This is a genomic window from Sneathiella sp. (assembly GCF_036960985.1).
In the GTDB taxonomy this organism is placed as follows: domain Bacteria; phylum Pseudomonadota; class Alphaproteobacteria; order Sneathiellales; family Sneathiellaceae; genus Sneathiella.
On the sequence record NZ_JBALWD010000024.1, the window covers coordinates 12,226 to 37,925 of the forward strand.

Annotated in this window: 21 protein-coding genes; 7 read left to right on the plus strand and 14 right to left on the minus strand. The window is 46.0% G+C overall.

The window, feature by feature from the left end:
- Positions 1-19 precede the first annotated feature (19 nt).
- Positions 20-1,102, plus strand: a complete 1,083-nt coding sequence (locus tag V7723_RS13585; RefSeq protein WP_335685028.1) for a M14 family metallopeptidase — start codon at positions 20-22, stop codon at positions 1,100-1,102.
- Between the two features lie 114 nt (positions 1,103-1,216).
- Here the strand turns inward: V7723_RS13585 and V7723_RS13590 are convergent, their stop codons facing one another.
- From V7723_RS13590 to tdh, 10 genes are all read right to left on the minus strand, one after another.
- Complete coding sequence (locus tag V7723_RS13590) at positions 1,217-2,944, minus strand: ABC transporter ATP-binding protein (RefSeq protein ID WP_335685029.1); 1,728 nt, start codon at positions 2,942-2,944, stop codon at positions 1,217-1,219.
- Positions 2,945-2,953: 9 nt separating this feature from the next.
- Entirely contained in the window at positions 2,954-3,883 is a 930-nt protein-coding gene (locus V7723_RS13595) for an ABC transporter permease (RefSeq protein ID WP_335685030.1), read from the minus strand.
- Between the two features lie 9 nt (positions 3,884-3,892).
- On the minus strand, positions 3,893-4,870 hold the full coding sequence (locus V7723_RS13600; RefSeq protein WP_335685031.1) for an ABC transporter permease: 978 nt from the start codon (positions 4,868-4,870) through the stop codon (positions 3,893-3,895).
- Between the two features lie 75 nt (positions 4,871-4,945).
- Entirely contained in the window at positions 4,946-6,538 is a 1,593-nt protein-coding gene (locus V7723_RS13605) for an ABC transporter substrate-binding protein (protein WP_335685032.1), read from the minus strand.
- A 150-nt stretch (positions 6,539-6,688) separates the two neighbouring features.
- Entirely contained in the window at positions 6,689-7,849 is a 1,161-nt protein-coding gene (gene argE, locus V7723_RS13610) for an acetylornithine deacetylase (RefSeq protein WP_335685033.1), read from the minus strand.
- Between the two features lie 119 nt (positions 7,850-7,968).
- Complete coding sequence (locus tag V7723_RS13615) at positions 7,969-8,871, minus strand: EamA family transporter (RefSeq protein WP_335685034.1); 903 nt, start codon at positions 8,869-8,871, stop codon at positions 7,969-7,971.
- Positions 8,872-9,000: 129 nt separating this feature from the next.
- The gene (betB, locus tag V7723_RS13620) at positions 9,001-10,467 is read right to left on the minus strand and encodes a betaine-aldehyde dehydrogenase (protein WP_335685035.1); all 1,467 of its coding nucleotides are present in this window, start codon (positions 10,465-10,467) and stop codon (positions 9,001-9,003) included.
- 34 nt (positions 10,468-10,501) lie between these two features.
- Complete coding sequence (gene betA, locus V7723_RS13625) at positions 10,502-12,169, minus strand: choline dehydrogenase (protein ID WP_335685036.1); 1,668 nt, start codon at positions 12,167-12,169, stop codon at positions 10,502-10,504.
- 131 nt (positions 12,170-12,300) lie between these two features.
- Positions 12,301-13,479 carry a glycine C-acetyltransferase gene (locus V7723_RS13630; RefSeq protein ID WP_335685037.1) on the minus strand — a complete coding sequence of 393 codons (1,179 nt, stop codon included), beginning with the start codon at positions 13,477-13,479 and terminating at the stop codon, positions 12,301-12,303.
- A complete protein-coding gene (tdh, locus tag V7723_RS13635; protein ID WP_335685038.1) occupies positions 13,476-14,534 on the minus strand; it encodes an L-threonine 3-dehydrogenase in 1,059 nt (352 codons plus the stop codon). The genes V7723_RS13630 and tdh overlap by 4 nt, the downstream gene beginning before the upstream one ends.
- A gap of 89 nt (positions 14,535-14,623) precedes the next feature.
- Between tdh and V7723_RS13640 the strand changes: the two genes are divergently transcribed.
- Positions 14,624-15,199 (plus strand): helix-turn-helix domain-containing protein, encoded by a 576-nt coding sequence (locus V7723_RS13640; RefSeq protein WP_335685039.1) that lies wholly within the window; start codon positions 14,624-14,626, stop codon positions 15,197-15,199.
- Here V7723_RS13640 and V7723_RS13645 read toward each other — a convergent pair whose 3' ends face one another.
- The 3 genes from V7723_RS13645 to V7723_RS13655 all read right to left on the minus strand — a co-directional run bounded on the left by V7723_RS13645 (position 15,200) and on the right by V7723_RS13655 (position 19,015).
- On the minus strand, positions 15,200-16,471 hold the full coding sequence (locus tag V7723_RS13645; RefSeq protein WP_335685040.1) for a glycerate kinase type-2 family protein: 1,272 nt from the start codon (positions 16,469-16,471) through the stop codon (positions 15,200-15,202).
- A 63-nt stretch (positions 16,472-16,534) separates the two neighbouring features.
- Complete coding sequence (locus V7723_RS13650; RefSeq protein ID WP_335685041.1) at positions 16,535-16,969, minus strand: GFA family protein; 435 nt, start codon at positions 16,967-16,969, stop codon at positions 16,535-16,537.
- Between the two features lie 18 nt (positions 16,970-16,987).
- Positions 16,988-19,015 (minus strand): molybdopterin-containing oxidoreductase family protein, encoded by a 2,028-nt coding sequence (locus V7723_RS13655; protein ID WP_335685042.1) that lies wholly within the window; start codon positions 19,013-19,015, stop codon positions 16,988-16,990.
- A gap of 134 nt (positions 19,016-19,149) precedes the next feature.
- Here V7723_RS13655 and V7723_RS13660 point away from each other — a divergent pair, with 134 nt between their 5' ends.
- The 4 genes from V7723_RS13660 to V7723_RS13675 all read left to right on the plus strand — a co-directional run bounded on the left by V7723_RS13660 (position 19,150) and on the right by V7723_RS13675 (position 22,997).
- Positions 19,150-20,010 carry an AraC family transcriptional regulator gene (locus V7723_RS13660; protein ID WP_335685043.1) on the plus strand — a complete coding sequence of 287 codons (861 nt, stop codon included), beginning with the start codon at positions 19,150-19,152 and terminating at the stop codon, positions 20,008-20,010.
- 7 nt (positions 20,011-20,017) lie between these two features.
- Positions 20,018-20,851 carry an NAD(P)-dependent oxidoreductase gene (locus V7723_RS13665; RefSeq protein WP_335685044.1) on the plus strand — a complete coding sequence of 278 codons (834 nt, stop codon included), beginning with the start codon at positions 20,018-20,020 and terminating at the stop codon, positions 20,849-20,851.
- An 81-nt stretch (positions 20,852-20,932) separates the two neighbouring features.
- The gene (locus V7723_RS13670) at positions 20,933-22,519 is read left to right on the plus strand and encodes a GMC family oxidoreductase (RefSeq protein ID WP_335685045.1); all 1,587 of its coding nucleotides are present in this window, start codon (positions 20,933-20,935) and stop codon (positions 22,517-22,519) included.
- A 37-nt stretch (positions 22,520-22,556) separates the two neighbouring features.
- On the plus strand, positions 22,557-22,997 hold the full coding sequence (locus V7723_RS13675; protein ID WP_335685046.1) for a potassium channel family protein: 441 nt from the start codon (positions 22,557-22,559) through the stop codon (positions 22,995-22,997).
- 47 nt (positions 22,998-23,044) lie between these two features.
- Here V7723_RS13675 and V7723_RS13680 read toward each other — a convergent pair whose 3' ends face one another.
- Complete coding sequence (locus V7723_RS13680; protein WP_335685047.1) at positions 23,045-23,854, minus strand: mechanosensitive ion channel family protein; 810 nt, start codon at positions 23,852-23,854, stop codon at positions 23,045-23,047.
- A 453-nt stretch (positions 23,855-24,307) separates the two neighbouring features.
- Here V7723_RS13680 and V7723_RS13685 point away from each other — a divergent pair, with 453 nt between their 5' ends.
- Positions 24,308-25,687: a DEAD/DEAH box helicase gene (locus tag V7723_RS13685; protein ID WP_335685048.1), complete on the plus strand. Its 1,380-nt coding sequence runs from the start codon at positions 24,308-24,310 to the stop codon at positions 25,685-25,687.
- The last annotated feature ends 13 nt before the right edge of the window (positions 25,688-25,700 follow it).

The window sequence follows — 25,700 nt, forward strand, 5'->3', positions numbered from 1 at the left end:
AAGGAAAAGAAGCTTAATTATGAATATTTCCAATTATTTCTCTCCGACCTATGCCGTTGCCCGCCAAAAATTTTTAGACGCCTGTAATGCTCTCGAAATTCCTGTTGAAAACCATTTGAACGATGAGGCGAAAGGGGCGGAAGGTGAAGAGTTATATATGGATGTTGCCAGAATTGGCCCTATTAATGCCAGTAAAGTTCTAATTATCTCATCAGGAACACATGGCGGAGAAGGGTTTTGTGGATCCGGTGTTCAAGTCGGGATGTTGCAAAACGACATGTTTACCAAATTGCCTCAGGATACAGCCGTTTTGCTTATCCATGCGATCAATCCCTATGGATTTTCGCATGTGCGTCGCGTGAACGAGAATAACATCGATCTTAATCGCAACTTCCTCGATTATTCGAAAGGTCTTCCCGAGAACCCGGCCTATGCTGACGTGCATCCCCTGATAATCCCGGATGATTGGGATGGTCCCGCGCGAGCAGCCGCGGATACAAAAATTGAAGACTACATCGCAGATAAAGGGCTTTCGACTTATCAAGCCGCTGTAAGTGGCGGACAGCATATTCACGAAGACGGAATCTTTTTTGGCGGCTTTGGACCTTCCTGGACGAACAAAACGTTGCGCAATGTAGTTTCCAAACACGCCGGCAGCAGCAAGCATCTGGCGCTGTTGGATTTTCATACAGGTTTGGGCCCCTATGGTCATGGAGAACCCATATATGTGGGTAATCCTGAAGGTTTATCCCGTGCTATGGAATGGTATGGGGACGACGTTACGTCGCCGGAAGCGGGCACTTCATCGTCCGCGGTTGTACGCGGTACGATCGATAACGGCGTCACTCAAATGGCACCTAACGCTTCGCATACATGCGTCGCTATTGAATACGGTACTCTTCCGGTGATAGAGGTGTTAAATGCACTACGTGCAGACAATTGGCTCTATGTTAAAGGCGATAAGGATAGTGAACAGGGAAAAGCCATCAAAAAACAAGTTCGCGATGCTTTTTACTGCGATGCGGATGACTGGAAGGAAATGATTTGGACCAGAGGTATTTCTATGATCCAAATGGCCTTAGTTGGACTAAATAAAGCCTGACGCGTATTAATTTTTAGGCCTAGATTATACGACTAATGTCGTAAAAGTCGCCTAAAATCTGCCAGTAGCTATAGGTGTTTCGTGTATATAAGTTATGCTCAATTTAGATCTGCCTCATACATCTTCAAGCTCAAGCCCCTTGTGAGACAATTTATCCAACCTAGGCATAAGGTCGAGTAATTCACGCGTATAAGCAGCCTGCGGATTTTCAAAAAGAGTTTCCGTCGCCGAGATTTCCACGAGTTTTCCCATCTTCATGACGCCAACCCGATCGCACATCTGGCGGATAACAGGCAAGTCATGGCTAATAAACAACATCGTCAAACCCAGCTCTTCCTGCAAGTCCTTGAGAAGATTTAAAATCTGCGCCTGAATAGAAACGTCCAGTGCTGAAGTAGGTTCGTCACATATCAAAAACCGGGGCCGCGTTGCCAAAGCCCTTGCAATAGAAATACGCTGCCTCTGCCCACCAGAAAACTCATGAGGAAACCGGACAGCGGCCTGCGCTCCCAATCCTACATGATCCAGCAAATCCATTACAATTTTCTCAACTTCCTGATTGCTGGACGCCAATTTATGAAATCTGATTGGTTCGGCAACAATATCAAGAACGCGCATCCGACCATTCAACGAAGAAAATGGATCCTGAAAAATCATCTGCATTTGTCTACGGAAATAGTCCAACTTGTCCGCTGTTTTGATTTTAGTCAGATCTGTACCGGCAAAATTAACTTCGCCTGCCGCTGGATTGTAAAGGCTACATACCATACGTGCGACTGTTGATTTTCCGCTACCGCTCTCGCCAACCAAGCCAAAAACTTCACCTTGTTCGATATCGAAGGACACGTCATCGACGGCATTAAACATGATGCGATTGCGCTTCAACAATGCTGGTTTAGTTACGAATGTCATAACCAAGTTTTTCAAGCTTAAAAGTGGACCATCTACATCGTCGAAATCTCTTACTTTCCCAAGCCAATGTGTGGAGAGATCAAGATCTTTAGTTCGCTCGCCCTCTTCCTCAATGTAATTTACCATTGGAAATCTTTTGAGGCGAATATCCGGGCGCGGAACAGCGCTAATCAAACTTCTTGTGTACGGGTGATCAGGATCACCCAGAATTTTCGCAGTTGTTCCTTCTTCCACCAATTTACCGTGATACATTACAGCCACACGATCTGTAATATCCGCAATAACGCCCATGTCATGGGTGATAATCAGCATACCAACTTGCTTGTCTTTACAAAGCCGGCGCATCAATTCCAGTATTTGAGCCTGGATAGATACATCAAGTGCTGTAGTAGGTTCGTCCGCTATAATAACTTCCGGTTCAGCGCATAAAGCGAGTGCGATAACAACGCGCTGCCGCATACCGCCCGAAAACTGATGCGGATAGTTTTTAATACGCATTTCCGGGTCAGGAATACCAACTTGCCGTAGTAAATCTACTGCTCGTTCCTGAGATTTTGCTTCGCCAAGCTTCAAATGCAATTCAATGGTTTCCACAAGCTGTTGCTCAACCGTTTGTAACGGGTCAAGCGACGTCAATGGGTCCTGAAAAATCATTCCGATGCGACGTCCGCGAATTTTTCGCTTATCTTCTGCGGATAACGTGTCGATTTGCTCTGTTTTCAATAGCACATGACCTTTGGTCATTTCGCCCGGCGGCTCTAACAAGCCAATAACGGCATTCCCTATTGTTGACTTGCCTGCGCCAGATTCACCAACCACTCCCAACACTTCGCCGGGTTGGACGGTCAAAGTAACATTATCCACCGCAACAACCGTACCATGACGGCTGGGAAATTCGATCCGGAGGTTATTGATATTAAGTAGATCCATAGTCGCCTCCTATCGTAATTTTGGATTAAGAGCGTCACGTAACCAGTCGCCCAAAAGATTAACAGCAAGCACCAAAATCACCAGGGCTGCGCCCGGAAAAATAGTGATCCACCAATCACCCGAAAACAGATATTCGTTACCAATTCGGATGAGAGTTCCCAAAGACGGCGTTGTTGGTGGCACACCAACACCCAAGAACGATAAAGTCGCCTCAGTGATAATAGCGAGAGCTAAATGGATCGTCGCGATAACCATTACGGGACCCATAACGTTTGGAAGGACGTGACGACGTAAAATAGTCATAGGTCGAATTCCAATCACGCGAGCGGCCTGAACATATTCTTTGTTCTTTTCGACAAGCGTTGACCCACGTACCGTACGCGCATACTGCACCCAGCCCGAGATTCCAATGGCGAAAATCAAGACATAAATGGATAAATCTGTGTGCATTTCTTTAGGGACAATGCCCCGCGCAACGCCGTCGATCAGCAACGCAATCAGGATTGCAGGGAACGAAAGCTGGATATCAGCAATACGCATGATAATGGCATCGGTACGGCCGCCAACATATCCGCTGATCAAACCGAGAGCAATGCCCACTACCATCGCGAAAACCACAGATGAGAAGCCGACGATTAGTGAAATGCGCGCACCATATAAAATAGTCGAGAGAATTCCCCGTCCCTGATCATCTGTTCCAAGTAAAAACCGGGCATCGCCAAAATCATTCCATGCCGGTGGCATGCTCGCATCCATAATATCAATAACGATCAGATCAAACGGATCCTGCGGTGCCAATAACGGTGCGAAGACAGCACCGAGGATCATAATCATTGTTACAACTAAGGACACAATTGCAACCGGGCTAGCCTTAAAACTAAACCAAACATCACTATTAAAGAAGCGCTGCAGGCGTGACTTTTCTATTGTTTGTTCCATGCAGCTCTCCTAGGTGTCACTATCCGCACGCAAGCGCGGATCGACAGCAAAATAAAGGATATCAACCACCATATTAATCACTACGAAAAAGAAAGCGATCAGGACGAGATACGCAGCCATTATCGGAATGTCCACGTCAGCAATAGCCTGAACAAAGAGCAGGCCCATGCCAGGCCACTGGAAGACACTTTCCGTAATAATGGCGAAAGCAATTAGCGATCCCAGTTGCAACCCTGTAATCGTAATAACCGGCACCAAGGTGTTTTTTAGCGCATGTTTAAAATGAACAGCGTGATCGGGCAGTCCACGCGCTCTTGCAAATTTTACGAAATCTGTACGCAGTACTTCAAGCATCTCTGCCCTCACAAGTCGCATTATTAAAGTCATCTGAAAGAGGGCCAGAGTTATGGACGGCAAAATAAGTGATTTTAGGCCCGAAATTGTCAGGAACCCTGTTGTCCACCAACCAAAGATATCAACAACATCCCCCCGTCCGAAAGTCGGCAGCCACCGAAGCACCACACCAAATAACAATATAAGAAGGATACCAATCAGAAAGGTCGGTAGCGACACACCTACTAATGAAAGGGCCATAATCGATTTAGAAAGCAACCCATTACGTCGCAAAGCCGTATAGACACCGCACGGAATACCGATACCAAGAGCAAGTATTGCGGATACAAAGGATAATTCCAATGTCGCAGACAGTCTTTCCAAAATAAGCCCGCTGACGGGCCGTCGATATTTGTAGGAAGTCCCAAAATCGCCCTGAATTGCGTTTAAAACAAAACGGCCATACTGAACAATAAATGGATCATTTAATCCCAATTGTTCTGTCAGTTCAGCGCGCTCTACGTCAGTGGTGTCCTGCCCCACCATGTTATTTACAGGATCTCCGACATAACGGAACATTGAAAACGCTATCAATGCGACGACCAACATGACAACTATTGACTGCAGCAATCGCTTAAAAATAAATGAAATCATTCTTTAAAACCAAATACAGGCGTAGAAAAGAAACAAGGCCTGCTCTTTGAAAAGCAGGCCTTGAATATAGCTAAGCTATTTTACGACGACGTACCGGTAATCCAGTACGTTGTCCGCACGTTGGTTTACAGTGACGCGATCGCTAACACCCCAAGACAAGGGCTGCTGGTGAATTGGCAAATAACCATATTCATTTTTGAGGATATCGAAAGCCTCAGAAATCATCGCATTCCGTTTATCTTGATCGGTTTCGCTGCCAACAGCAGCGGCAAGTTCATCAACTCTAGGATTACAATAGTTACCTAAGTTAAAGAGACCACGTTTGGTTTCTTTATTCTGACATGCGATCAGGGAAGACAATACGTTTTCGCTGTCCATTGTGCCTGGTGTCCAACCCAACAGATAAAAACTTGTATCATATCCGCCAGTTTCCAGAACTTTACCAAAATACTTGGATTTTGGTTGCGCTAGAACATTAACTTTAACACCAACTTTTGCCCACATTGATGCGGCTGCCTGACAGATTTTCTCGTCATTGACATACCGATTATTTGGGCAGTCAATCGTCACTTCAAATCCATCAGGATAACCAGCTTCGGCCAGCAATGCCTTCGCTTTTTCCGGATCATAAGCGTAAGGAAGGTTTAACGCTTCATTAAATCCATTGATCTGCGGTGCCACCATCAAACCGGCTGGCGTCGCTGCATTCCGCATCACTTTTTGCTTGATTGCATCAAGGTTTAACGCATGGGCCATCGCTTGGCGAACCTTGATATCCTTAAATGGATTTTTGCCTTTGATGTTGGAATATAGAAGCTCATCGCGTGACTGATCCATACCAAAGAAAATCGTCCGGGCTTCTGGACCCGCCAACGGTTTCACACCTTCGGATTCTTCCAGACGCTGCCAATCCTGAACTGGAACTGGATAAACCAAATCCAATTCACCTGAGACCAAAGCCGCCACACGTGTTGCGGCTTCTTTAATAGGCGTGAAATCGATTTGAGTTACATTTGAAGGAATTTCCTTCCAGTAGTTCTCATTACGAATCATAACCGTCTTAACGTCAGCCTGATTGCTTTTCACCATGAATGGCCCGGTTCCATTCGCATTCAAATTTGCGAAGTTACCCTTGTCGTCACCCGTGGCTGACGTGGCATTTGTCGTACCATTTGCCTCTGACCATTCTTTATCCATGATATAGAGGAAGTTTAGATCTCGTGTCAGAATTGGGTTCGGTGCTGGTGTTTCAACGAGAATTGTATAGTCATCTACTTTAGTGATGTTCTTAATTTTACCGGCGCGCGTTTTCTGGTCGGACCCTTTACTTCCAGCCCGTTGCCAAGTGAAAATCACATCATCAGCAGTGAAATCCTGTCCGCCATGAAACTTAACACCTTTGCGGAGTTTAAATTCCCATGTGGTCGGATTTACTGTTTTCCAGGATTCAGCCAATCCCGGAATAACCAACATATCGGCATCATAAAGAACCAAGCCTTCATATATATTGCCGAGCGTGCCGAGTAGGAAAGATTCATTAAGTGAATGCGGATCCAAAGAACTTAAGTCCCCCTGAAACGCAAATTTAAACTCTTTAGCCTGAACCGGTGCTGCAACTGCAATTGCAGCAGCGGCCACCGCGGCCAATAGTCCTGTTCGTAATTTCATGTTAACTCCCTGTCAGTTAAATAGTACTTGTTAGTGTGGCACCCAATTACGGGCTTTCTTTTAGCCGCATCATTAAAAATAACGTGCAGCCGTTAGAATTGAGACTAACCAATAGTTTTTTCTATGTCTATGGGCTTCCAAGCAAAATCATTACTTGCCTAATTGATCTATTAACTTGGTAATAAACCGTTCGGAGGCCTTCACTTGGCTAATTTCAATATACTCGTTCGGCTGGTGAGCGACGCCTATGGAACCTGGTCCGCAAATTACAGTCGAAAAACCGGCTTCCTGAAACTGACCCGCTTCTGCTGCATATGATACTGCACTCACATCATTCTGCCCGGTAATGGATTTACATAGCATTTCGGCCTCGCCATTATCTTCGGGCCGTAAAGCTGGAACAGTTGATGTTAGCTCAGTCACGATACTTGCTTCAGGTGCAATTTTTCTCATCTCCGGCAACAACTCAGTTTCGCAATAGTGATTAAATCTATCCACAAAACTCATAGGATTGTCTTCTGGAATGTGCCGAATATCCCAGAGAAATGTGCATTGTCGTGAAATAATATTCGCCGCTGTGCCACCATTAATTACGCCGCAGTGGATCGTCGTATAGGCTGGCGAAAACGGACTACTTGGAACTGCACGTTGCTTATTCTCTGCCATCATATCCGCAATAAAGCTAACTAGCCTCGCACCTGTCATCACCGCGCTAACACCATCCTCGACAAGACTACTATGCGCTTCACGTCCCGTGATCGTCGTTTTAAGCGTAATGATACCCTTATGTGCAGAGACAATATTCATCATTGTCGGTTCGCCAACGATAACAGCTCTTGGTTTTGGTATATTTTCGGCAATGCGTTCGATCATCAGCGGCGCGCCTATGCAGCCTACTTCCTCATCGAATGATAAAGCAAAATGAATAGGAGCCAACAATGGCTTTTCAAGCATTTTAGGCACAAGCGATAATGCTATTGCGGAAAAGCTTTTCATATCCGACGTCCCGCGTCCGTAAAGCTTTCCGTCTTTTTCAACAATAGTAAATGGATCGGTATCCCAAGGTTGACCATCAACTGGTACCACATCCGTATGCCCGGACAGCACGACGCCACCCTCAATATTCGGGCCTACAGTTGCATACAAATTTGCCTTTTGCCCCGTCTCATCAAACACCTTTTTTGACTCAACATTATGCCCTGCGAGATAGTCTGCGACAAAATCGATCAATTCTAAGTTGGAGTTTCTTGAAACCGTATCGAAGGACACGAGTTTTTCAATCATCTCCATCGCAGAGTAGATTTTTGTCACGAATTACTTTCCCCCATTATTGTTTGGCATCCACTTATATTCAAAACCATATACCAGCTTTTTGCAAAGAGATAGCCCGGATTTTTAAGTTAGATGGTCAATGATTACGCACAGTGGTTTTAATCAAGCAGCAAAACAAGTATTCCCAAAACGATCAGGGAAATACCAATCGCTTCAATCTTATTTGTCTTTTCTTTAAAATAAAAATATGAAACCAAAAAGGTGAAGACCAACTCTATTTGACCCAACGCGCGTACATACGCGGCATTTTGTAAAGTCATCGCAGTAAACCAACCAACAGATCCGAGCATTCCCGTCAAGCCAACAAAAATGGCGACGCGCCACGCTTTTATCACCTGCATGATCTGCCCGGGCTCTCGGATTGGTAAGTAAATAGTCATAACAATGGTTTGAAAGAAAAGAACGCAAACAAGCGTAAAAGCGGCCTGTATTATTGCCCCCTCCCCGCCGAGTGAAAGCGCAGCAGCGCGATATGAAACCGCAGAAATACCAAAAAAAGCGCCAGATAACAAACCGTAACCGGCGGCTTTACTGGTCCATCCTGTTAAAAACTCGCGAAACCCAAATGAACTGGTCGACATTGAAATGAGCAAAATGCCTACAAAACTAATTAGAATTGCCAAGCTTGCTCCATAACCCAAGCTTTCTCCCAGGATTACTGTACCGAAAATAGCCGCCTGTACGGTTTCGGTTTTTGAATATGTCGTTCCAACAGCGAAATTCTTTAAACTAAACAAAGAAACAAGGAGGGCTGTCGCGAGAATTTGAGCCAATCCGCCAACAGCTGCGAACATACCGAACTCAGTATTTAAAGACGGAATAGATAAATCCGTGAAGTAATCGAGACCGAGAATGTAAAGGAGTGCAAAAGGGGCTCCGAATATGAACCGGACATAGGTTGCGCCGCCTGTACTCAAGCGATCCTTAAGGTACTTTTGCATTGCTGTTCTAACATTTTGAAAGAACGCAGCAAAAATCGTAATGGGTATCCAGGCTTCCATCGGGGAGAATGTCTCGGTTTAGTTCTTAGTTTCCCTTATTGACGCAGATATTGTCTGGAAGTCAACTTTTCTAATAAATGCGTCAATTAAGACCATCAGACACGATCAAGATTATTACCTGAATAAAAATTAGTAATCACATTCCACATCGCCAAGTTCAACATAGACACTTTTAACTTGGGTAAAATGCTCCAGAGCACTGGCGGCATTTTCACGACCAATACCAGATTGTTTATACCCGCCGAAAGGAACTCCGATTGGCGTCAGATTGTAATTGTTAATCCAGCATGTTCCGGCTCTTAATTTGGCAACGACGCGATGCGCCCGCGCTAAATTTTGCGTAAAGACACCGGCAGACAGTCCCAACTCAGTATCATTTGCGCGGTTAATAACTTCATCTTCCTCGCGAAAACTCATAACCGACATAACGGGCCCAAATATTTCTTCTCGGCAAATTCGCATGTCATCTTGGCAAGCTGTAAAAATTGCAGGAGACATAAAGCTACCACCTGGAAGTTTCTTTACAGCGACCTCCTCACCGCCCGAGACCAAATATGCGCCTTCTTCAATGCCTAACCGGACATATTCAAGGACTTTTTCCAAATGGTTCTTGTTAATGAGCGAGCCCACTTGTGTTTTGCCATGCATTGGATCACCTATTGTCATTGCCTCAGTGCGTTCTTTTAAGGCGTCGATAAAATCGTCATGAATGTCTTCATGAACATATACTCTTGTACCGTTCGAACACACCTCACCTTGCGTATAAAAATTGGCATTCATCGCCGCGGAAACGGCGTTGTCCAGCTGGCTATCATCGAAAATTATAAGCGGCGACTTGCCGCCAAGTTCCATGGTGACATATTTAACTGTTTCAGCCGCATCTTTTAAAACTAGCTTCCCGGTCGGTACGGATCCAGTAAACGATATTTTATCTATATCTGGATGGCTAGCGAGAAGATGCCCGGTTTCACCCTTCCCATGAACAACGTTGTAGACACCATCAGGCAAACCAGCTTGCTTGAGCACTCCAGCTAACATAAACGCATTTGTCGGTGTCATTTCAGACGGTTTGAATATCATAGAATTGCCGCAGGCCAAGGCCGGTGCGGTTTTCCAACACGCAATCTGCATGGGGTAGTTCCACGCACCAATGCCTGCGCATATCCCCAATGGTTCCCGCCGTGTGTAGGCAAAGGCACTTGCGCCTAAATCATGATGATCGCCTTTAATATCAGCAGCCAATCCGCCGAAAAATTCCAACGCATCAGCACCGCTATCAATATCAACTACCATTGCTTCCGAAATTGGCTTGCCTGTATCCCGTACTTCTATCTCAGCCAATTCTTTACGGCGCTCACGAAGAATTTGCGAAGCCTTAATCAGGATACGACCTCTTTCCGTTCCACTCATAGCCGACCAAATGACAAATCCTTTCCGAGCCGCTACGACAGCTTTTTCGATATCACGTCGTCCCGCTTGTTCAACATCCGAAATCTTTTCTCCAGTTGCAGGGTTTGTATTTTCAAAATTTTTTCTAGAAATCGCCTTACAAGCTTTGCCGCCTATAAAAAGTGGTAAGTTCGTTTTGGTAGCCATTTCAATTCCTTAGTATTATTTGTTATACAGAGAACTATCTTTGTGAGTCTTGCCAGTTTTGAGATTTATAGACAGCCGCGTTACTTGCCGGTAGTGGCTCCGCGCCCTTTATCATGTCCGCAATTTTTTCGGCCATCATTATCGTTGGTGCGTTTAGATTGCCACTGACGATGCTCGGCATAATCGAACTATCGACTACCCTAAGATTTTCCGCACCATGGACCTTACCCGCATTATCGACAACTGACATTTTGTCCGTTCCCATTTTACAGGTACAGCTCGGATGATATGCCGTCTCTACTGTTTCTCGGACAAATGCATCAATTTCGTCATCAGTTTTAACATCTGCGCCTGGCGCCAACTCATTTCCGCGATATGGATCAAACCCAGCCTGTGCGAATATTTCTCTTGTAAGTTTAACGCCATCACGCAGCTCACGTCTGTCTTCTTCAGTAGAGTTGTAATTGGGCTCCAACAACGGCGCATCATCAATGTTTCCACTACGTAGAGCCATATACCCAATACTCTTGGAGCGCATGGGGCCAACATGTGCCTGATATCCATGCCTATCTGTCGGATTCCCCCCGTCGTATCGAACTGCCATCGGTAGAAAATGATACTGCAAATTAGGATGCTCAATTCCTGCTTTGCTCCGGATAAAGCCACCAGATTCAAAATGATTTGTCGCACCAAGGCCTTTTTTGAACAACATCCATTCCATGCCAACTTTCATTTTGGCCAATGGTGACATCACTTTGAAAAGCGTAATCGGCTGTGTGCATTCTTGCTGAACATAAAGTTCAAGATGATCCTGAAGATTCTGACCTACACCCGGAAGATCTATTTTTGGTGTAATCCCGAAATTGCGGAGTTGTTCTTCTGGTCCGATACCAGAAATCATCAATAGTTGTGGAGAGTTAATTGATCCGGCCGCACAAATTACCTCTCGGGTTGCCGTTACTGAATGTTTTTGACGGCCAGCGACATATTCAACACCTGTTGCCCTCACGCCTTCAAACAGAATTTGACGCGTTGATGCGCCTGTTCGTATCGTCAGATTGGATCGATGTTTAGCTGGATCAAGATAAGCGAGCGACGTACTCCATCGGCGACCCTTATGAACGGTCATGTCCATTCGGGCAACGCCTTCTTGCTGATGGCCATTCATATCTTCAGAAAACGGATACCCAGCCTGTTGCCCGGCTTCTATCCAAGCATGATATAAAGGATTATCACATGGACCGACGGATACGTTTAGAGGTCCATCCCCTCCCCGGTATTCATCGGCACCACGATCATATGTTTCGGCCTTTCTAAAATAGGGCAAACAGTTCGCATAGGACCAGTTCTCCAAACCTGGCATTTTAGCCCAGCTGTCGTAGTCTAGCGCATGCCCCCTTACATAGCACATGCCATTGATTGAGGACGATCCGCCAAGTGCTTTGCCGCGTGGCCAGTATATTTTCCGATTGTTCAGGTGTTTTTGCGGCTCAGTGTAATATTGCCAGGCAAGTGACGCGGTATGCATAGGATAACTCAGTGCCGACGGCATATGAACACGCCAATCCCACCAAGGTGCCCGGCCACCTGCCTCTAAAAGCAAGACCGTCACATCGCCGTCTTCGGAAAGCCTGTTCGCCAGCACAGCCCCGGCCGATCCTGCACCAATAATTACATAATCAAACGCGTCGATATTTGCCATTGTCTCTATCATAGGTATTAATGAATATGGGAGACTATAGCCTGCCAGTAATCCTGAACCTGTTTAAAGGGCGACATCGAATAAAACAAGGTCGCCATCAAGGTTTTTGAATATCTGAAAAACGCGTCTGGTTAATTTAGGAGATCCTTTAGGAGCGTCGCTGCTTCTTCCAATTGCCCATCCGTGTGTGCGGCAGAAACCTGGAACCTTAAACGAGCTTCTCCTTCTGGCACCACGGGAAAGCCAAAACCGGTGACGAAAATGCCGCGATCCAGAAGTTCAGATGCCAAATGGATCGCCGTTGCTGTTTCACCGACAATTACCGGTACAACTGCGCTGTCACCGGGAAGTGGGTTGAGGTTAAGTTCATTAAGACGTGCTCGAAACGCAGCGGCTTTCGTCTGTAACTTTGTAACACGCTCTGGGGATTGTTTTAGTAACTGTAGAGACTTTCTTCCAGCCGCCGCGACACTCGCAGGTAACGCATTCGAAAATAGATGTGGCCGGGATTTCTGGATAAGTGTTTCAGTCACAGGCTTTGGCCCTGCGACGAAGCCGCCAGTACCCGCGGCAAGCGCTTTTCCGAGTGTTCCGGTAAATATATCAATTTGATCCATCACACCGAAATGTTCAGCAGTACCCAATCCGGTGTGACCCATAACACCAAGGCCATGTGAATCATCGAGCACAACAATCGCATCGTATTTTTTTGCCAGCGCGACAATTTCATCAAGCCGTGCAATGTCTCCTTCCATCGAAAACACGCCGTCTGTTACGATCATCCTGGAGTCTGCATTTTGATGGGTCCGTAATTTTTCTTCCAAATCGCCCATATCGCTATGCTTGTAAACACCGCGAATTACTCCTTTTGCAGTCATTCGAATGCCGTCAATAAGGCTTGCATGGTTTAATTCATCGGACAGAATAACGTCACCAGGCCCTGTTATCGCGGAAAACAAGCCCGTATTCGCCGCCCAGCAGGAGGAATAGGTCAGGGCAGATTCCGTTCCATGAAAGGTCGCAAGTTCTTGCTCCAACTTTTGATGCACATCTTGAGTGCCACAAATAAAGCGAACGGATGCAGTGCTGGCTCCATATTCATCTAATGCTTTTTTCGCGGCCGCAATTATTTCGGGATGATTGGCGAACCCCAGATAATCATTTGACGAAAGAAGCGTTACTTCGCCCTTACCATGTAATTTTATTCGGGCGCCAATCGGGCTTACAATTGATTTGAGTCTTTTATAGTTCCCTGCCTCGTTTGCGGCATTTAGGTCTTTTTCTAATCTAGTAATCAAGGCTGAACTCATGCCGACAGCCTCTGTTCAACTTGCAGAAAATCCAAGACGACTTTCCCGCAAGCGCCCTCGTCCATCAAATCGAAACCGTATTGAAAATCCGTCGCCGGAATAACATGCGTAATCACCTTATCCAACAAATCTGGGTTTTTAAGCATAAAGGCCTCAACCTGATACCAAGTTTCATACATACGCCGCCCGGTCACCCCCAGAAGGCTGATGCCTTTCATCACCACTTTAGCACCAAGATCGAGCTCAACCGGGCCTCCAGGTATGCCCAAAAGCGCTACAATGGCACCCGGTGCCGCAAGATTTAGGGCCGCGTTGAGGGCCGCACCATTGCCGCTTACTTCAAGGACAACATCTGGACCGTGTCCGTTGGTTACATCGAGAATTTGATCATCACAATCTACCGAACGAGGATTAACAACCAAATCTATGTCCAAGCTTTGGGCAATGGCCGCGCGCGATTGATTTGGTTCCTGTACGATAACAGTACGAGCCCCATGCGCCGTGGCAATCGCTGCGGCGAATAATCCAATTGGGCCTCCACCAACAATCAAGACGTCCCGCGCAGTAACTTTAGCCGTAACGACCATATGCATTGCGTTCCCAACTGGATCATAAACCGCTGCATGACGATCTGGAATAGCATCCGGGACCCGCCAAAGATTTGAAGCAGGAATTTCTACCTGTTGGGCAAAAGCACCCGGCCGATCAACGCCGATAATGCAGGTATTTTCGCAAATATGTGCGTTGCCGGTCCGACAGAAATGGCATTCCCCACAGGCTATGTGGCATTCTGCGGAAACACGCTCACCAACATTATACCCGGTTACGCCTTCACCAAGAGCGCTGATAATACCAACAAATTCGTGACCGATTGTCATTGGTGTTATTATTCTGCTCGATGACCAGCTATCCCAGTTGTAAATATGATAATCAGTTCCGCATATTCCCGCCGCAATTACGTCTACCATGACCATGCCGCGCCCCGGTCCTTCTGGGAAGTCTCGGTCCGTTGACCAGATGCCGCGTGTGGCTTCGGTTTTAGCAATTGTAAACATGGCGCACCTATTTTCTAGACGTTGGATAAAAATCCGTTATACTGTATTTGTACACTATATTGGATTTAATTCCTGTCAATAGGAAAACCATGTCAGAGCAAAAAAATACTCCTCCTGCTGTCGGGCAAAACATAAATCGCCTGCGGAAAGAAAAACAGCTAACCCTTGATCAGCTGGCGGCTGTCTGTGGTGTTTCAAAATCTATGTTATCTCAGATAGAACGAAATGAGACAAATCCAACACTTGCTATCGTCTGGCGATTGGCGGAAGCGCTTGGTGAATCTATTGATGATCTCATAAAAGGGTCTGAGGATCAGCACAGTCTTACTGTCATCAATAATTCCTCGGTTCCGGTTCTAAACGATACCAAAGAACAATATAGCTTGAGAGTTCTAGGCCCTGCGAGCTTGGTCAATGACATGGAGTGGTATGAGCTAACCCTCAAACCGGGAGGGCAATTGACATCGGCGGCCCATACCGCAAGAACAACGGAACATCTCACAGTTCTTAGCGGCGAACTTGAAATTACTGCAGGCGCCGAAAAAGATCGTGTCCTTGAAGGTGAAACCGCACGATATGCGGCAGATCAGCCGCACTCGATTGGAAATCCATCAGATCAAGACGCCAGAGCATTACTTGTTGTGCTTATGGGAAAGCAAATTTGATCAAATAATAAGGATTGCCCGAAAGTCATTTACATTCGTTCGTGTCGGGCCTGTTTTTATCAAATCACCAAGGCTCTCAAAAAAGGAATAGGAGTCGTGACGCCCCAGATACTCTCGGGCGTCCAGAGATTGTGAGGAAGCTCTTAATCCGGAGGTTGGTGTAATGACGGCACCGGCATTATCCTCTGTCCCGTCAATGCCGTCTGTATCACACGCCAAGGCGAACACATTTTGCATTCCTTCGAGTGACACAAGCAAGCTTAGAAGAAATTCGCAATTTCGCCCACCCCGACCGGGCTTACCATCACTCTCTCTCACCGTTACCGTCGTTTCACCCCCTGAAAGCAGTACACAGGGCTTAGCTGCTGGTTGACCATGACTACTGACTTGCCGCGCAATGGACGCGAACACCTGCGCGACATCCCGGGCTTCTCCTTCGACACTATCACCCAGAATAATCGGTGTAACTCCCTGCGCTCGTGCGGCCTCTGCCGCAGCTTGTAGCGACACCTGAGGTGTAGTGATCATAATCGATTTGTTATTCAAAAAAATCGGATGATCAAGGCCTGGCGTGGATGAGCCTGTTGATTCCAAAAAAGACAAAACTGATTGAGGCGCCGAAATCCGATATTTGCTCAAAACGGCAAGAGCGTCTGCAGAGGAGGAAAGATCTGGAACCGTAGGCCCGGAAGCGATAATCGCAGGATCATCTCCAGGTACATCCGATATCATAAATGTAACGAGCTGCGCAGGCGCTGCTGCAATAGCTAAGCGCCCTCCTTTAATAGATGAAAGGTGCTTACGCAGTATATTCATTTCAGTGATGTTAGCACCGCAGGCCAGCAACTCTTTAGTCACCTGTTTCTTTTCATCTAAAGAAATGGAGCCTCCCGGTTTCGCCAATAAAGAGGACCCGCCGCCAGAAACAAGGCACAGAACAAGATCATCTTCTGTGAGATCTGTTAATAATCCCAAGATTTCATCCGCGGCCTTGGCACCTTCGGCATCAGGCATTGGATGCCCTGCTTCGATGACTTTTATGTATTCTAACGGCAATCCGTGAGCATATCTTGTAACCACTGTCCCCATCAGCGGTCCACGCCAATTATCCTCAACGGCCTTAGCCATTGAAGCGGCAGCCTTCCCTGCCCCAATCACGATGGTTCGACCCTTCGGTGGCGTTGGCAGATGTGCGGGCAGGCAATCCAATGGATCAGCAGCCAGGACCGCTACATTGAATAGAGATTTGAGAAATTCTTCTGGATGTTGCATCTCTACCTCTTTTTGGAGTTAGAGATGTCTATCCTATGCCCCTATGAATTGGCTAGCGTTTATTTAAGTACTTGTCAGCACATCATCTGCGTGGCGATCTGCTTTGCGCTGTGGCAAGCCATCTTTAATTTCATAATAGTCGCCCGCGTATTCTGTAAAAATATGAATACCTGAGGTTAACCCCGTGGGTTCATCCAGAGAGCCTGCCGCAATGCCCATGTTTCCACCTTTTTTCTCCGTCCAGAAAACACTGGATCCACAGCAATCGCAGAATCCCCGCTTTGCAAATTCGGAGGATTCATACCATTTCAATCCTTCGTCCTCCAAAAAAACAAGATTCTCCGGGTCACAAACTGTAAAGCCTGCTAGATATCCAGCGCTTTGCCGGCATTGTTTACAGTGGCAAATCGAAACCTGGCGCAAGGGTTGATATATTTCAAAACGTATCTTTCCGCATAAACAGCCGCCGGATGCGCGCACCAATTTTTCTTCAGCCATATACTTTCCTATTGCGATTTAGGCGACGACAACTTCAACTTTACAGTCATTAAAACAAGCGCCCTGTGACAAATCCGCCTTGGTAGTTGGCGCCAAAGCAGAAACGGTTTGGTCATTTGGAGTTGTCCTGAACCAGGAACCCTTTGGCGAATATAACACACCTTCGCGAACATTATCAGTTACTTTCAATGGCAAGAACACAGTACCGAGGTCATTATAAACCCGAACTTGCGCGCCATCTTCCAATCCACGGAATTTTGCATCTTCCGGATGCATTTCCAGCGAAGGCGTATCATCATTCGCCTTCACACCCCCAAATGTTGAGGTAATCATCTTACTTGAAGATGGTGTGACCAAGTAGAGCGGAAAACTATCTTCCAGCTTTGTATAAGTGGGAATGCCTTGACCAAAAGCTTCTGCCAGATACGTAGATTTTATTTCTATTTTACCACTCGGCGTTGACGGCATAACATTGTCAAACATAATAGTCTCACCAAGTGTAATTTCCATCGAAAGAGCAGTCCCCAGAGGTATTTCGCTAGGTTTGTGCTCCATCAAGCGCGGATCCGATGCATCAAGGGCATCATCGATAAGCTCTTTATCCGTGGCTTTAAAAATATCTTCGTTAAAACCAAATTTCGCAGCCAATCGCCGAAATATTTCCGTATTGGGAAGAGAATCGCCAACTGGATCAATTACGGCCTCTGCCCTTTGCACGTAAGGCTGGCCATAAGCACAAAATATATCTTCATGTTCAAAATGGGTGCACGCGGGAAGGATAATATCTGCGTATTTCATGCTGTCCGTCATAGCGACTTCACAGCCGACGATAAAGACGTCCTCTCTTTCAAGTCCCTTTTTGAGGAGATTTTGATCGGGGCATACAATGACAGGGTTATGGTTGTATATGAACAAACCCTTCAACGGAATATCCAGATCTTCTTCGACCAAATGCTGTCCAATATCCAAAATATTTAATGTCCGTGTGCCTTCTGGCACAAGATCTGGTCTCTGCAATTTGGCAGGCGTTTTTGGAAACAAACTTCCTGAACCGCCAATTAAACCACCGCCAGCTATCCCGAATTTTCCACATAGGGAAGGCAACGCAAAAATGGCCCGAATACCGTTCCCACCATTCTTGTTCCGCTCAAGACCGTTTCCGACGGAAAGTGCGGCCGGATTACTGTCATTGTAAAGTTGTGCAAATGCCCGGATATCTTCTACGGAAATCCCGCAGAGCTCCGAAGATTCCTCTATACTGTACGCACGTGCTTCTTGCATAAATTCTTCAGAGCCTTGAACATGCTGGTCAATAAAGTTTTGATCAAAGCCGCCAATGCGCTCCAATTCCACTGCAATAGCCCACGCGAGAATGAGATCCATACCAGGGCGCACAGCAAGATACATATCGGCTTGTTCCGCGATTTTAATACGTTTTGGGTCAATCACGACCAATTTCGCGCCATTTGCTTTCGCTATTTTTATGATTGGAGCTAAATGGAGATTGGAATAGGTAACGTTGTTGCCCCAAACCACAATCAATTTAGCTTTTGCAGCCTGCTCCGGTTGCATGGACGGTGTATCGCCGAAAGTCCCTTTATAGGCTTCTGATTTAATGCCACCGCATAACGACCGGCGATGCAATAAAGTTGCGCCCAACCGGTAAAAAAACCGAAGATCCATGGAGCCGCCGGCCAACAATCCATGGGGGCCTGAATAATTGAAAGGCATAATCGCTTGAGGCCCATGCTCTTCAATAATTTTGGAAAAATTTTCATAGACTGTATCAAGCGCTTCATCCCAGGAGATTGCCTGAAATTCGCCGGTCCCTTTTTTTCCAGTCCTTTTCAAGGGTGTGGTCAGGCGGTTTTCACCATGCACGAACTCTGGGTAATATCGCGCAACTTTGTTGCACACGACGCCACCAGTTAGCGGGTTTGCATTCGAACCACGTACTTTTTCCACTCTACCATCGTCTACGGTAACTGTGAAACTACAGGTATCGGGGCAATCTAACGGGCACACACTTGGAAGTTCAAGAGACATAATAAGATCCTCGTCAATCTTCAAAACAAAATTCTACAGCTTCATAGTGCTCCAATATTGGTCGATAAAAAAGGACCAATTCATCACAAATGAAGGTACCAATCGAAAACTCGCGAGAATCCGAAATTCGATAGATGACGCCGTCGAACAATGTGGGCTATATTGAGCGGACCGGCTTTGAAATTTTACTGAGTTTTATGGCAAAAACAATAGCACCAGCAGAATATAAGACTGACGATTTTTTGGAGCGCCCGATAACACTTCGCGCCTTCGACATGGAAGCTGGAGATAATGTTGCGCCACACCGACATAAATGGGGCCAGCTAGCTTACGCATCAACGGGTGTAATGACTGTGACCACCGAAGATGGTCGCTGGATGGTTCCGCAGGAACGGGCTGTCTGGATTCCCCCCGATATTTCCCACAGTGTCCAGACAAATGCTCAGCTTGAATTTAGAAGCGTCCACATTGCAGCGTCTCATTCGAATAGACTAACAAGCCAATGCAGGGTTATAAAAGTCAGTCCATTACTGAAAGCACTTATATTCAGAGCCGTCGATATCCCTAAAAACTATGAATCTGATACTGCAAATAGCAGAATAATGGAGGTCATCCTCGACCAAATTGAAGAAGCTGAAGATGCCCCGCTTCATCTTCCCATGCCAACTGACAGTCGATTACTCCGCATTGCAGAAATTCTTTTATCAAATCCAGCAAATGTCGAGTCATTGGAAAAATTGGCTAAGAGCAGTGGAGCCAGTGAACGAACACTGGCGCGCCTGTTTAAAAAAGAAACCGGTCTTACATTTGGAAAATGGCGTCAGCAAAGACGATTGTTGGCCGGCATTAGTCTTTTGACTGAAGGACAACCAGTAACCAATGTCGCCCTCGATTTGGGATATGAAAGCGTCAGTGCTTTCATCGCCATGTTTAAATCAGCACTGGGAACAACGCCATCTCGCTACCTCACTAAAAACAATTCCTTGCAGGAGTAAATACTAAATGCCTGAGCTGTTAAAGATTGGTGTCGCCGGTTGCGGTGAGATGGGTTTCCCTATGGCAAAAAATCTGTTGCAGAATGGATTTGATGTCAAAGGCTACGATATCAGGCATGACAGTAAGTTTCCCGGTTTCGAAAATCGCATGTGCAAATCCGCAGGACAGCTTGCGTCATTTTGCCCCATCGTCATTTCAGTAGTTCGCAATTGGCAACAGACACAAGATCTTTGCTTCGGCAAAAATGGTCTATTTACCGATGATGGAGCCCCAAATATTCTTATTATCAGCTCAACTTTATCTCCTAACATGATATTTGAGCTAAAGAATAGCCTTCCTAACTCCACTCAACTGATTGATGCTCCTATGTCCGGCGCCCCTTATAGCGCAGTAGATGGATCGCTGACTTTTATGGTGGGAGGAGATGAAAAGACCGTATCTGAATTAACGCCTGTATTGAAAGCCATGGGAAATGAAATAAATCATCTGGGACCAGTTGGTGCTGGCATGACCTGTAAAGTACTCAACAATATGTTGGCTGCAACATCTGTGGTAGCGGTCCGCGAAGTGATGGAAGCTGCAAAAAAGCTCGATTTCTCCATTGAAACTCTCCTTAATGTTGCAAGATCCAGTTCTGGAAGTACATGGTTTGGAAACAACATAGAGAAGATATCCTGGGCAAATGAGGGATATACTCCGGACAATACTATTGGGATATTGGAGAAGGATGTAAATTCTCTCCTTGATGCGACGCAGGGTCATTCTGAGCTTAGGATAAATAATTTTGCCCGTAGTATCATTGAAGAGCTCAGGCAATTATCTCCGATTGAAAAATCTTAAAAAACCGCTCCTCATATCATCGAATTTAGTGCATAATTTCGCTCACCAAACAATCATAGATAGCCATGCGAGTGAAGGCAAATGTACGACTATATTGTAATCGGTAGTGGCTCTGGCGGATCCGTAATCGCTAGCCGACTCACAGAAGATCCAAACATCAGTGTTTGTTTGTTAGAAGCCGGTAAACCGGACAAAAGTATCCTGATACATGCACCAATTGGGGTCGCCGCCATACTTCCGCGAAAGCTTTATAACTGGGGATTTCAAACGACACCTCAGCCGCACTTAAATAATCGGATGGGATACCAACCGCGCGGAAAAACGCTGGGTGGTTCTAGCTCCATAAACGCCATGCTTTATGTTCGCGGACATCGATCCGATTATGATGATTGGGCTTCAATGGGCAATAAGGGTTGGTCTTTCGAGGATGTCCTCCCCTATTTCAAAAAAGCGGAAAATAATGAACGGGGATCTGATAATTTACATGGAACAGGAGGGCCGTTGAACGTTGCCGATATTCGTTCAGCAATGCCTATCAGCGATGTTTTCCTCGATGCCGCCATGCAGGTCCAATATCCCTCAAACAAAGATTTCAATGGCCCCAATCAAGAAGGTGTCGGAAGCTATCAGGTTACCCAGAAGAACGGGGAGCGATGGAGCGCAGCGAAAGGGTACTTAACACCAAATCTTTCCCGCCCCAATCTTCATATTATCACCGACGCGCATGCAACGAAGTTATTATTTGAAAATAAGAAGGCAACGGGTCTGGCCTATATCAAAGGCAAAAAACCCCACACAATTACTGCCCGACGTGAAATCATATTATGTGGCGGTGCGTTTGCGACCCCGCAGCTATTGCTGCTTTCCGGTATTGGCCCGGCAGAAGATTTAGCTAAGCATGGCATCGAAATTGTCCATGAGCTAGCTGGTGTTGGTCAAAATCTTCAAGATCATATCGATTATGTGTCAGCTTATAGGTCATCCTCCCGCGACACTATGGGTATATCCCTTGGCGGCGGCATCGATTTAGTAAAAGCTATATATCAATGGCGCCATAACCGGACGGGCATTATTAGCACTCCTATGGCAGAGCGCGGTGCCTTTTTGCGCACCGACCCAGAACTAGCCCGGCCTGACATTCAACTTCATTTTGTCGTTGGCCCATTGGATGATCATGCAAGAAAGACTCATTTCGGACATGGCTATAGCTGCCACGCCTGCGTCCTTCGCCCCAAAAGTAGAGGGCATGTGGGCTTGCAAAGCAAAGATCCGTTGGCGGATCCACTGATCGATCCAAATTTTCTGTCCGAACAGGAAGACTTGGATACATTGGTGAAAGGCGTAAAACTAATGCACAAAATTCTTGAGGCTCCAGCTTTTGATAATTATCGAGGAAAGCCTCTCTATAGAGTTGATATCACTTCTGATGAAGCTATCCAGAATGCAATTCGCAGCCGTGCCGACACTGTCTATCATCCGGTCGGCACATGCAAAATGGGGACTGATCCACTGTCTGTAGTAAGCCCAGAGCTCAAGGTACACGGTATCGTTGGACTACGTATTATGGATGCCTCTATCATGCCAACACTGATTGGCGGCAACACGAGTGCCCCAACAATAATGATAGCTGAAAAAGGTGCGGACATGATAAAAGCTGATACCGCGTAAAAATTCTAGAGACGCGGATATCAGAGGAGTGAGTCTCATGTTTCTGCAGCTGACGGTCGGTACTGGCTTAATTATCACATGTGTTGTTATTCATGCAGTTTGCCTTGAGCTACTGATGCGGCGGTTAAAATTTGTCGGACCAAAATGGGACCGCAGATTACCAACATATGGCCATATTATTATAATGATAATTGTTGTATTGGGATTATTTGGTGCGCATACAATTGAGGCTTGGGTATGGGCAATCTTCTATTGGGTAACAGGGGACGTTTCCAGCTTCGCCAATGGAATTTATTTTTCAACTGTTACGTACACCACGCTCGGGTACGGCGACATAACGCTCAGTCCGGATTGGCAAATTACCTCTTCATTACAAGCTGTAAGCGGCATCATTCTTTTCGGTTGGAGCACGGCATTTCTTGTAAATGTCCGAACATTTTTCTGGAAAAAATGGGGAATTGATCAGTATAAAAACTAGCATTGTGCCGTTCCAAACTACTTCGTTTGGAACGGCTTTTGATATACTTAGTCGCTCGTGACGCGATGAACAACAGATTGCGGGAAAGGAATACTGATGCCTTCCTTATCGAAGGTCTGTTTAATGGCTTTTGTCAACGCGAATTTAAGCGGGAAATAGTCTCCATTATCGCACCAAACGCGAACAGTGAAATTAACGGAACTATCTGCGAGTTCGACAACTTCAATGACAGGGCCTGGATCTTTATGGGATTTTTCATCCGCAAGAATGACTTTTTCGATGACAGCTTGTGCCTTATCAATATCATCCTCGTAAGCAATGCCGATTACCAGGTCCATGCGTCTCGTCGGGTGGAAACTATAGTTACTGACTGCACTTCCCCAAACTGACCCATTTGGAATAATAATCTGAATATTATCCGGCGTCGCCATTTCAGTCGTAAACAAACCAATGGTTTTAATAGTCCCGGCGTAGCCCGCCGTTTCGACAAAATCTCCAACTTTCATTGGCCGGAAAATCAATAACATGACGCCACCAGCAACATTACTGAGCGTGCCTTGTAGTGCCAAACCAATTGCCAAACCCGCCGCACCGAAGATTGCTACAAGACTGGCAGTTTGCACCCCAAACTGTGATAAAACGAATATTATCGTCATCGCGAGGATCGTAAATCGAGCTAGACTTCCCACGAAATTGCTAACTGTCGGATCAATTCCCTTCTTGTTCATTATTTTGATTAAGGTAATAGGCACCCGTTTCGACAAAATATAGCCAACAAGTAAAATGATAATCGCACCAATCACATCCAATCCATACTGGGTTATGATCAGTACCAGTTCGTCTACTACATCTTCCATTTACACCCCCGAAGCCATTCCAATTTTTTATTGGCGACTTACACACTATTGATTACAAACTACAATATACCGCTGGATAACAATTAATTCGCCAACGGCAATTACTTGGCCACAACATACTCATATAGTCGAAACATGAAAAGTAGGAAATCAACAAATGCGTCACTAGTTGCGGGTTTACCACTTGACATTCGGTTGCGAACAGATCATATGGCGGGTATCAGCGCCAACCCGCTGCATTTGGTGCCAACGAGTTTTTTTCATCGTTGCAACCAATTGTCAGGTTTTGAACGGTATTTCCCCAGTATTCATTACTGGTGACGGTCAGATTTTCCAATGGATAATCCGAGCCAGGTCGAGGAGAAACGGTTCCTCACCTTACTTGGATTTTAAGATTGCTTTGCACCATTGAGCAATCCCTCTATTGTGGCTACCTGAGGAAACAGGATTATAATGACCGAATTTACAGAGCTCAACTTAGTTGGGCCGCTTCTACATGCGATCGAAAAACAAGGCTTCGACGCACCAACTGCTATTCAATCTGCTGCGATACCGGAACTCCTCGAGGGCAGAGATCTAATGGGCGTGGCCGAGACAGGTGGTGGTAAAACCGCGGCCTTCGTACTTCCCTTACTTCAGCGTTTACAACATGAACGCATTCGCCCTAAATCAGGCAAACCAACAGCAATTATTCTCGCACCAACTCGCGAACTCGCCAGCCAAATTGGCTTATGCATTCGCGTTTTTACTCGCGGCATGAAGTTGTTTCATACTGTTGTTTATGGCGGGGCACCTTATGGCCCGCAATTACAACAGTTATCGCGGGGCGTAGATGTTCTAGTGGCAACACCCGGGCGGCTTATGGATCATATGAAACGCGGCACTGTGCAGCTTGACATGGTACAGACATTAATTTTGGACGAAGCAGATCGCATGCTTGATATGGGCTTTATCGATGATGTAAATTTGATTGTCGGTAAGCTTCCGGAAGACCACCAAACAGTGATGTTTTCCGCAACAATGAGCCCGGCTATCAAAAGACTGTCCCAGAAACTTTTAAATGATCCCAAATTTGTAGAAGCCAAGCGAAAAACAGCAGTGGCATCGACAATTGATCATTCTGTTCACATGGTACGGCAACCAGACAAAAAAGATCTATTAATGCACCTTCTCGCAAAAGGCGATAAGGAACGTGTGCTTGTTTTTGTTAGAACAAAAGCGACGGCCGATGTTTTGGCGCAAGAAATTGAAAAAGAAGTCGAGAACATAAAAACTGCGGCAATCCATGGTGACCTTCATCAAAGAGCGCGGGAAAGAACACTTCGTTCTTTTAAAACTGGAAAATTTTCCGTATTAGTGGCAACGGATGTGGCCGCGCGCGGCATCGATGTCAACGGGATCACCCATGTAATCAATTATGATTTGCCCATGGAGCCGGAAAATTATATTCATCGTGTCGGCCGAACCGGTCGCGCTGGTGCAACAGGTATTGCTATTTCAATTTGCGAACCACGTGAGCGCAATCTTCTTCGCAATATCGAACAAATAATCAAGCAAAAGGTACGTGTAGATGACGATCACCCCTTCCCCGCACCGGCTTCAGTTCAGGAAAAGAAAAAGCATCGTCCAGGACGTTCAGGACGCCCTTCTCGCAAACCGGGCGAAAAAAATACTACGGCAGAGGTCAAACCATTACGTAAACACCCAAAGAAAACCGTCAGTAAAAATAAAGGCAAGCCGGGATTTAAGTCTGGTTACTCCGAAAACAAGAATGCAAATTCGAACTCTAAACATTCAAATGCTAAACGGCAGAAATTTAAGCGCGCCAGTTAGTAAAGTACGACAG

Coding starts and splice junctions, on each gene's coding strand:
- V7723_RS13670 (WP_335685045.1), top strand. CDS start 20,933: ATGTACGACTATATTGTAATCGGTAGTGGCTCTGGCGGATCCGTAATC.
- V7723_RS13630 (WP_335685037.1), bottom strand. CDS start 13,479: ATGAGTTCAGCCTTGATTACTAGATTAGAAAAAGACCTAAATGCCGCA.
- V7723_RS13605 (WP_335685032.1), bottom strand. CDS start 6,538: ATGAAATTACGAACAGGACTATTGGCCGCGGTGGCCGCTGCTGCAATT.
- V7723_RS13590 (WP_335685029.1), bottom strand. CDS start 2,944: ATGGATCTACTTAATATCAATAACCTCCGGATCGAATTTCCCAGCCGT.
- V7723_RS13685 (WP_335685048.1), top strand. CDS start 24,308: ATGACCGAATTTACAGAGCTCAACTTAGTTGGGCCGCTTCTACATGCG.
- V7723_RS13585 (WP_335685028.1), top strand. CDS start 20: ATGAATATTTCCAATTATTTCTCTCCGACCTATGCCGTTGCCCGCCAA.
- V7723_RS13675 (WP_335685046.1), top strand. CDS start 22,557: ATGTTTCTGCAGCTGACGGTCGGTACTGGCTTAATTATCACATGTGTT.
- V7723_RS13640 (WP_335685039.1), top strand. CDS start 14,624: ATGTCAGAGCAAAAAAATACTCCTCCTGCTGTCGGGCAAAACATAAAT.
- V7723_RS13595 (WP_335685030.1), bottom strand. CDS start 3,883: ATGGAACAAACAATAGAAAAGTCACGCCTGCAGCGCTTCTTTAATAGT.
- V7723_RS13615 (WP_335685034.1), bottom strand. CDS start 8,871: ATGGAAGCCTGGATACCCATTACGATTTTTGCTGCGTTCTTTCAAAAT.
- betB (WP_335685035.1), bottom strand. CDS start 10,467: ATGGCTACCAAAACGAACTTACCACTTTTTATAGGCGGCAAAGCTTGT.
- tdh (WP_335685038.1), bottom strand. CDS start 14,534: ATGTTTACAATTGCTAAAACCGAAGCCACACGCGGCATCTGGTCAACG.
- betA (WP_335685036.1), bottom strand. CDS start 12,169: ATGGCAAATATCGACGCGTTTGATTATGTAATTATTGGTGCAGGATCG.
- V7723_RS13655 (WP_335685042.1), bottom strand. CDS start 19,015: ATGTCTCTTGAACTTCCAAGTGTGTGCCCGTTAGATTGCCCCGATACC.
- V7723_RS13650 (WP_335685041.1), bottom strand. CDS start 16,969: ATGGCTGAAGAAAAATTGGTGCGCGCATCCGGCGGCTGTTTATGCGGA.
- V7723_RS13665 (WP_335685044.1), top strand. CDS start 20,018: ATGCCTGAGCTGTTAAAGATTGGTGTCGCCGGTTGCGGTGAGATGGGT.
- V7723_RS13645 (WP_335685040.1), bottom strand. CDS start 16,471: ATGCAACATCCAGAAGAATTTCTCAAATCTCTATTCAATGTAGCGGTC.
- V7723_RS13660 (WP_335685043.1), top strand. CDS start 19,150: ATGACGCCGTCGAACAATGTGGGCTATATTGAGCGGACCGGCTTTGAA.
- V7723_RS13680 (WP_335685047.1), bottom strand. CDS start 23,854: ATGGAAGATGTAGTAGACGAACTGGTACTGATCATAACCCAGTATGGA.
- V7723_RS13600 (WP_335685031.1), bottom strand. CDS start 4,870: ATGATTTCATTTATTTTTAAGCGATTGCTGCAGTCAATAGTTGTCATG.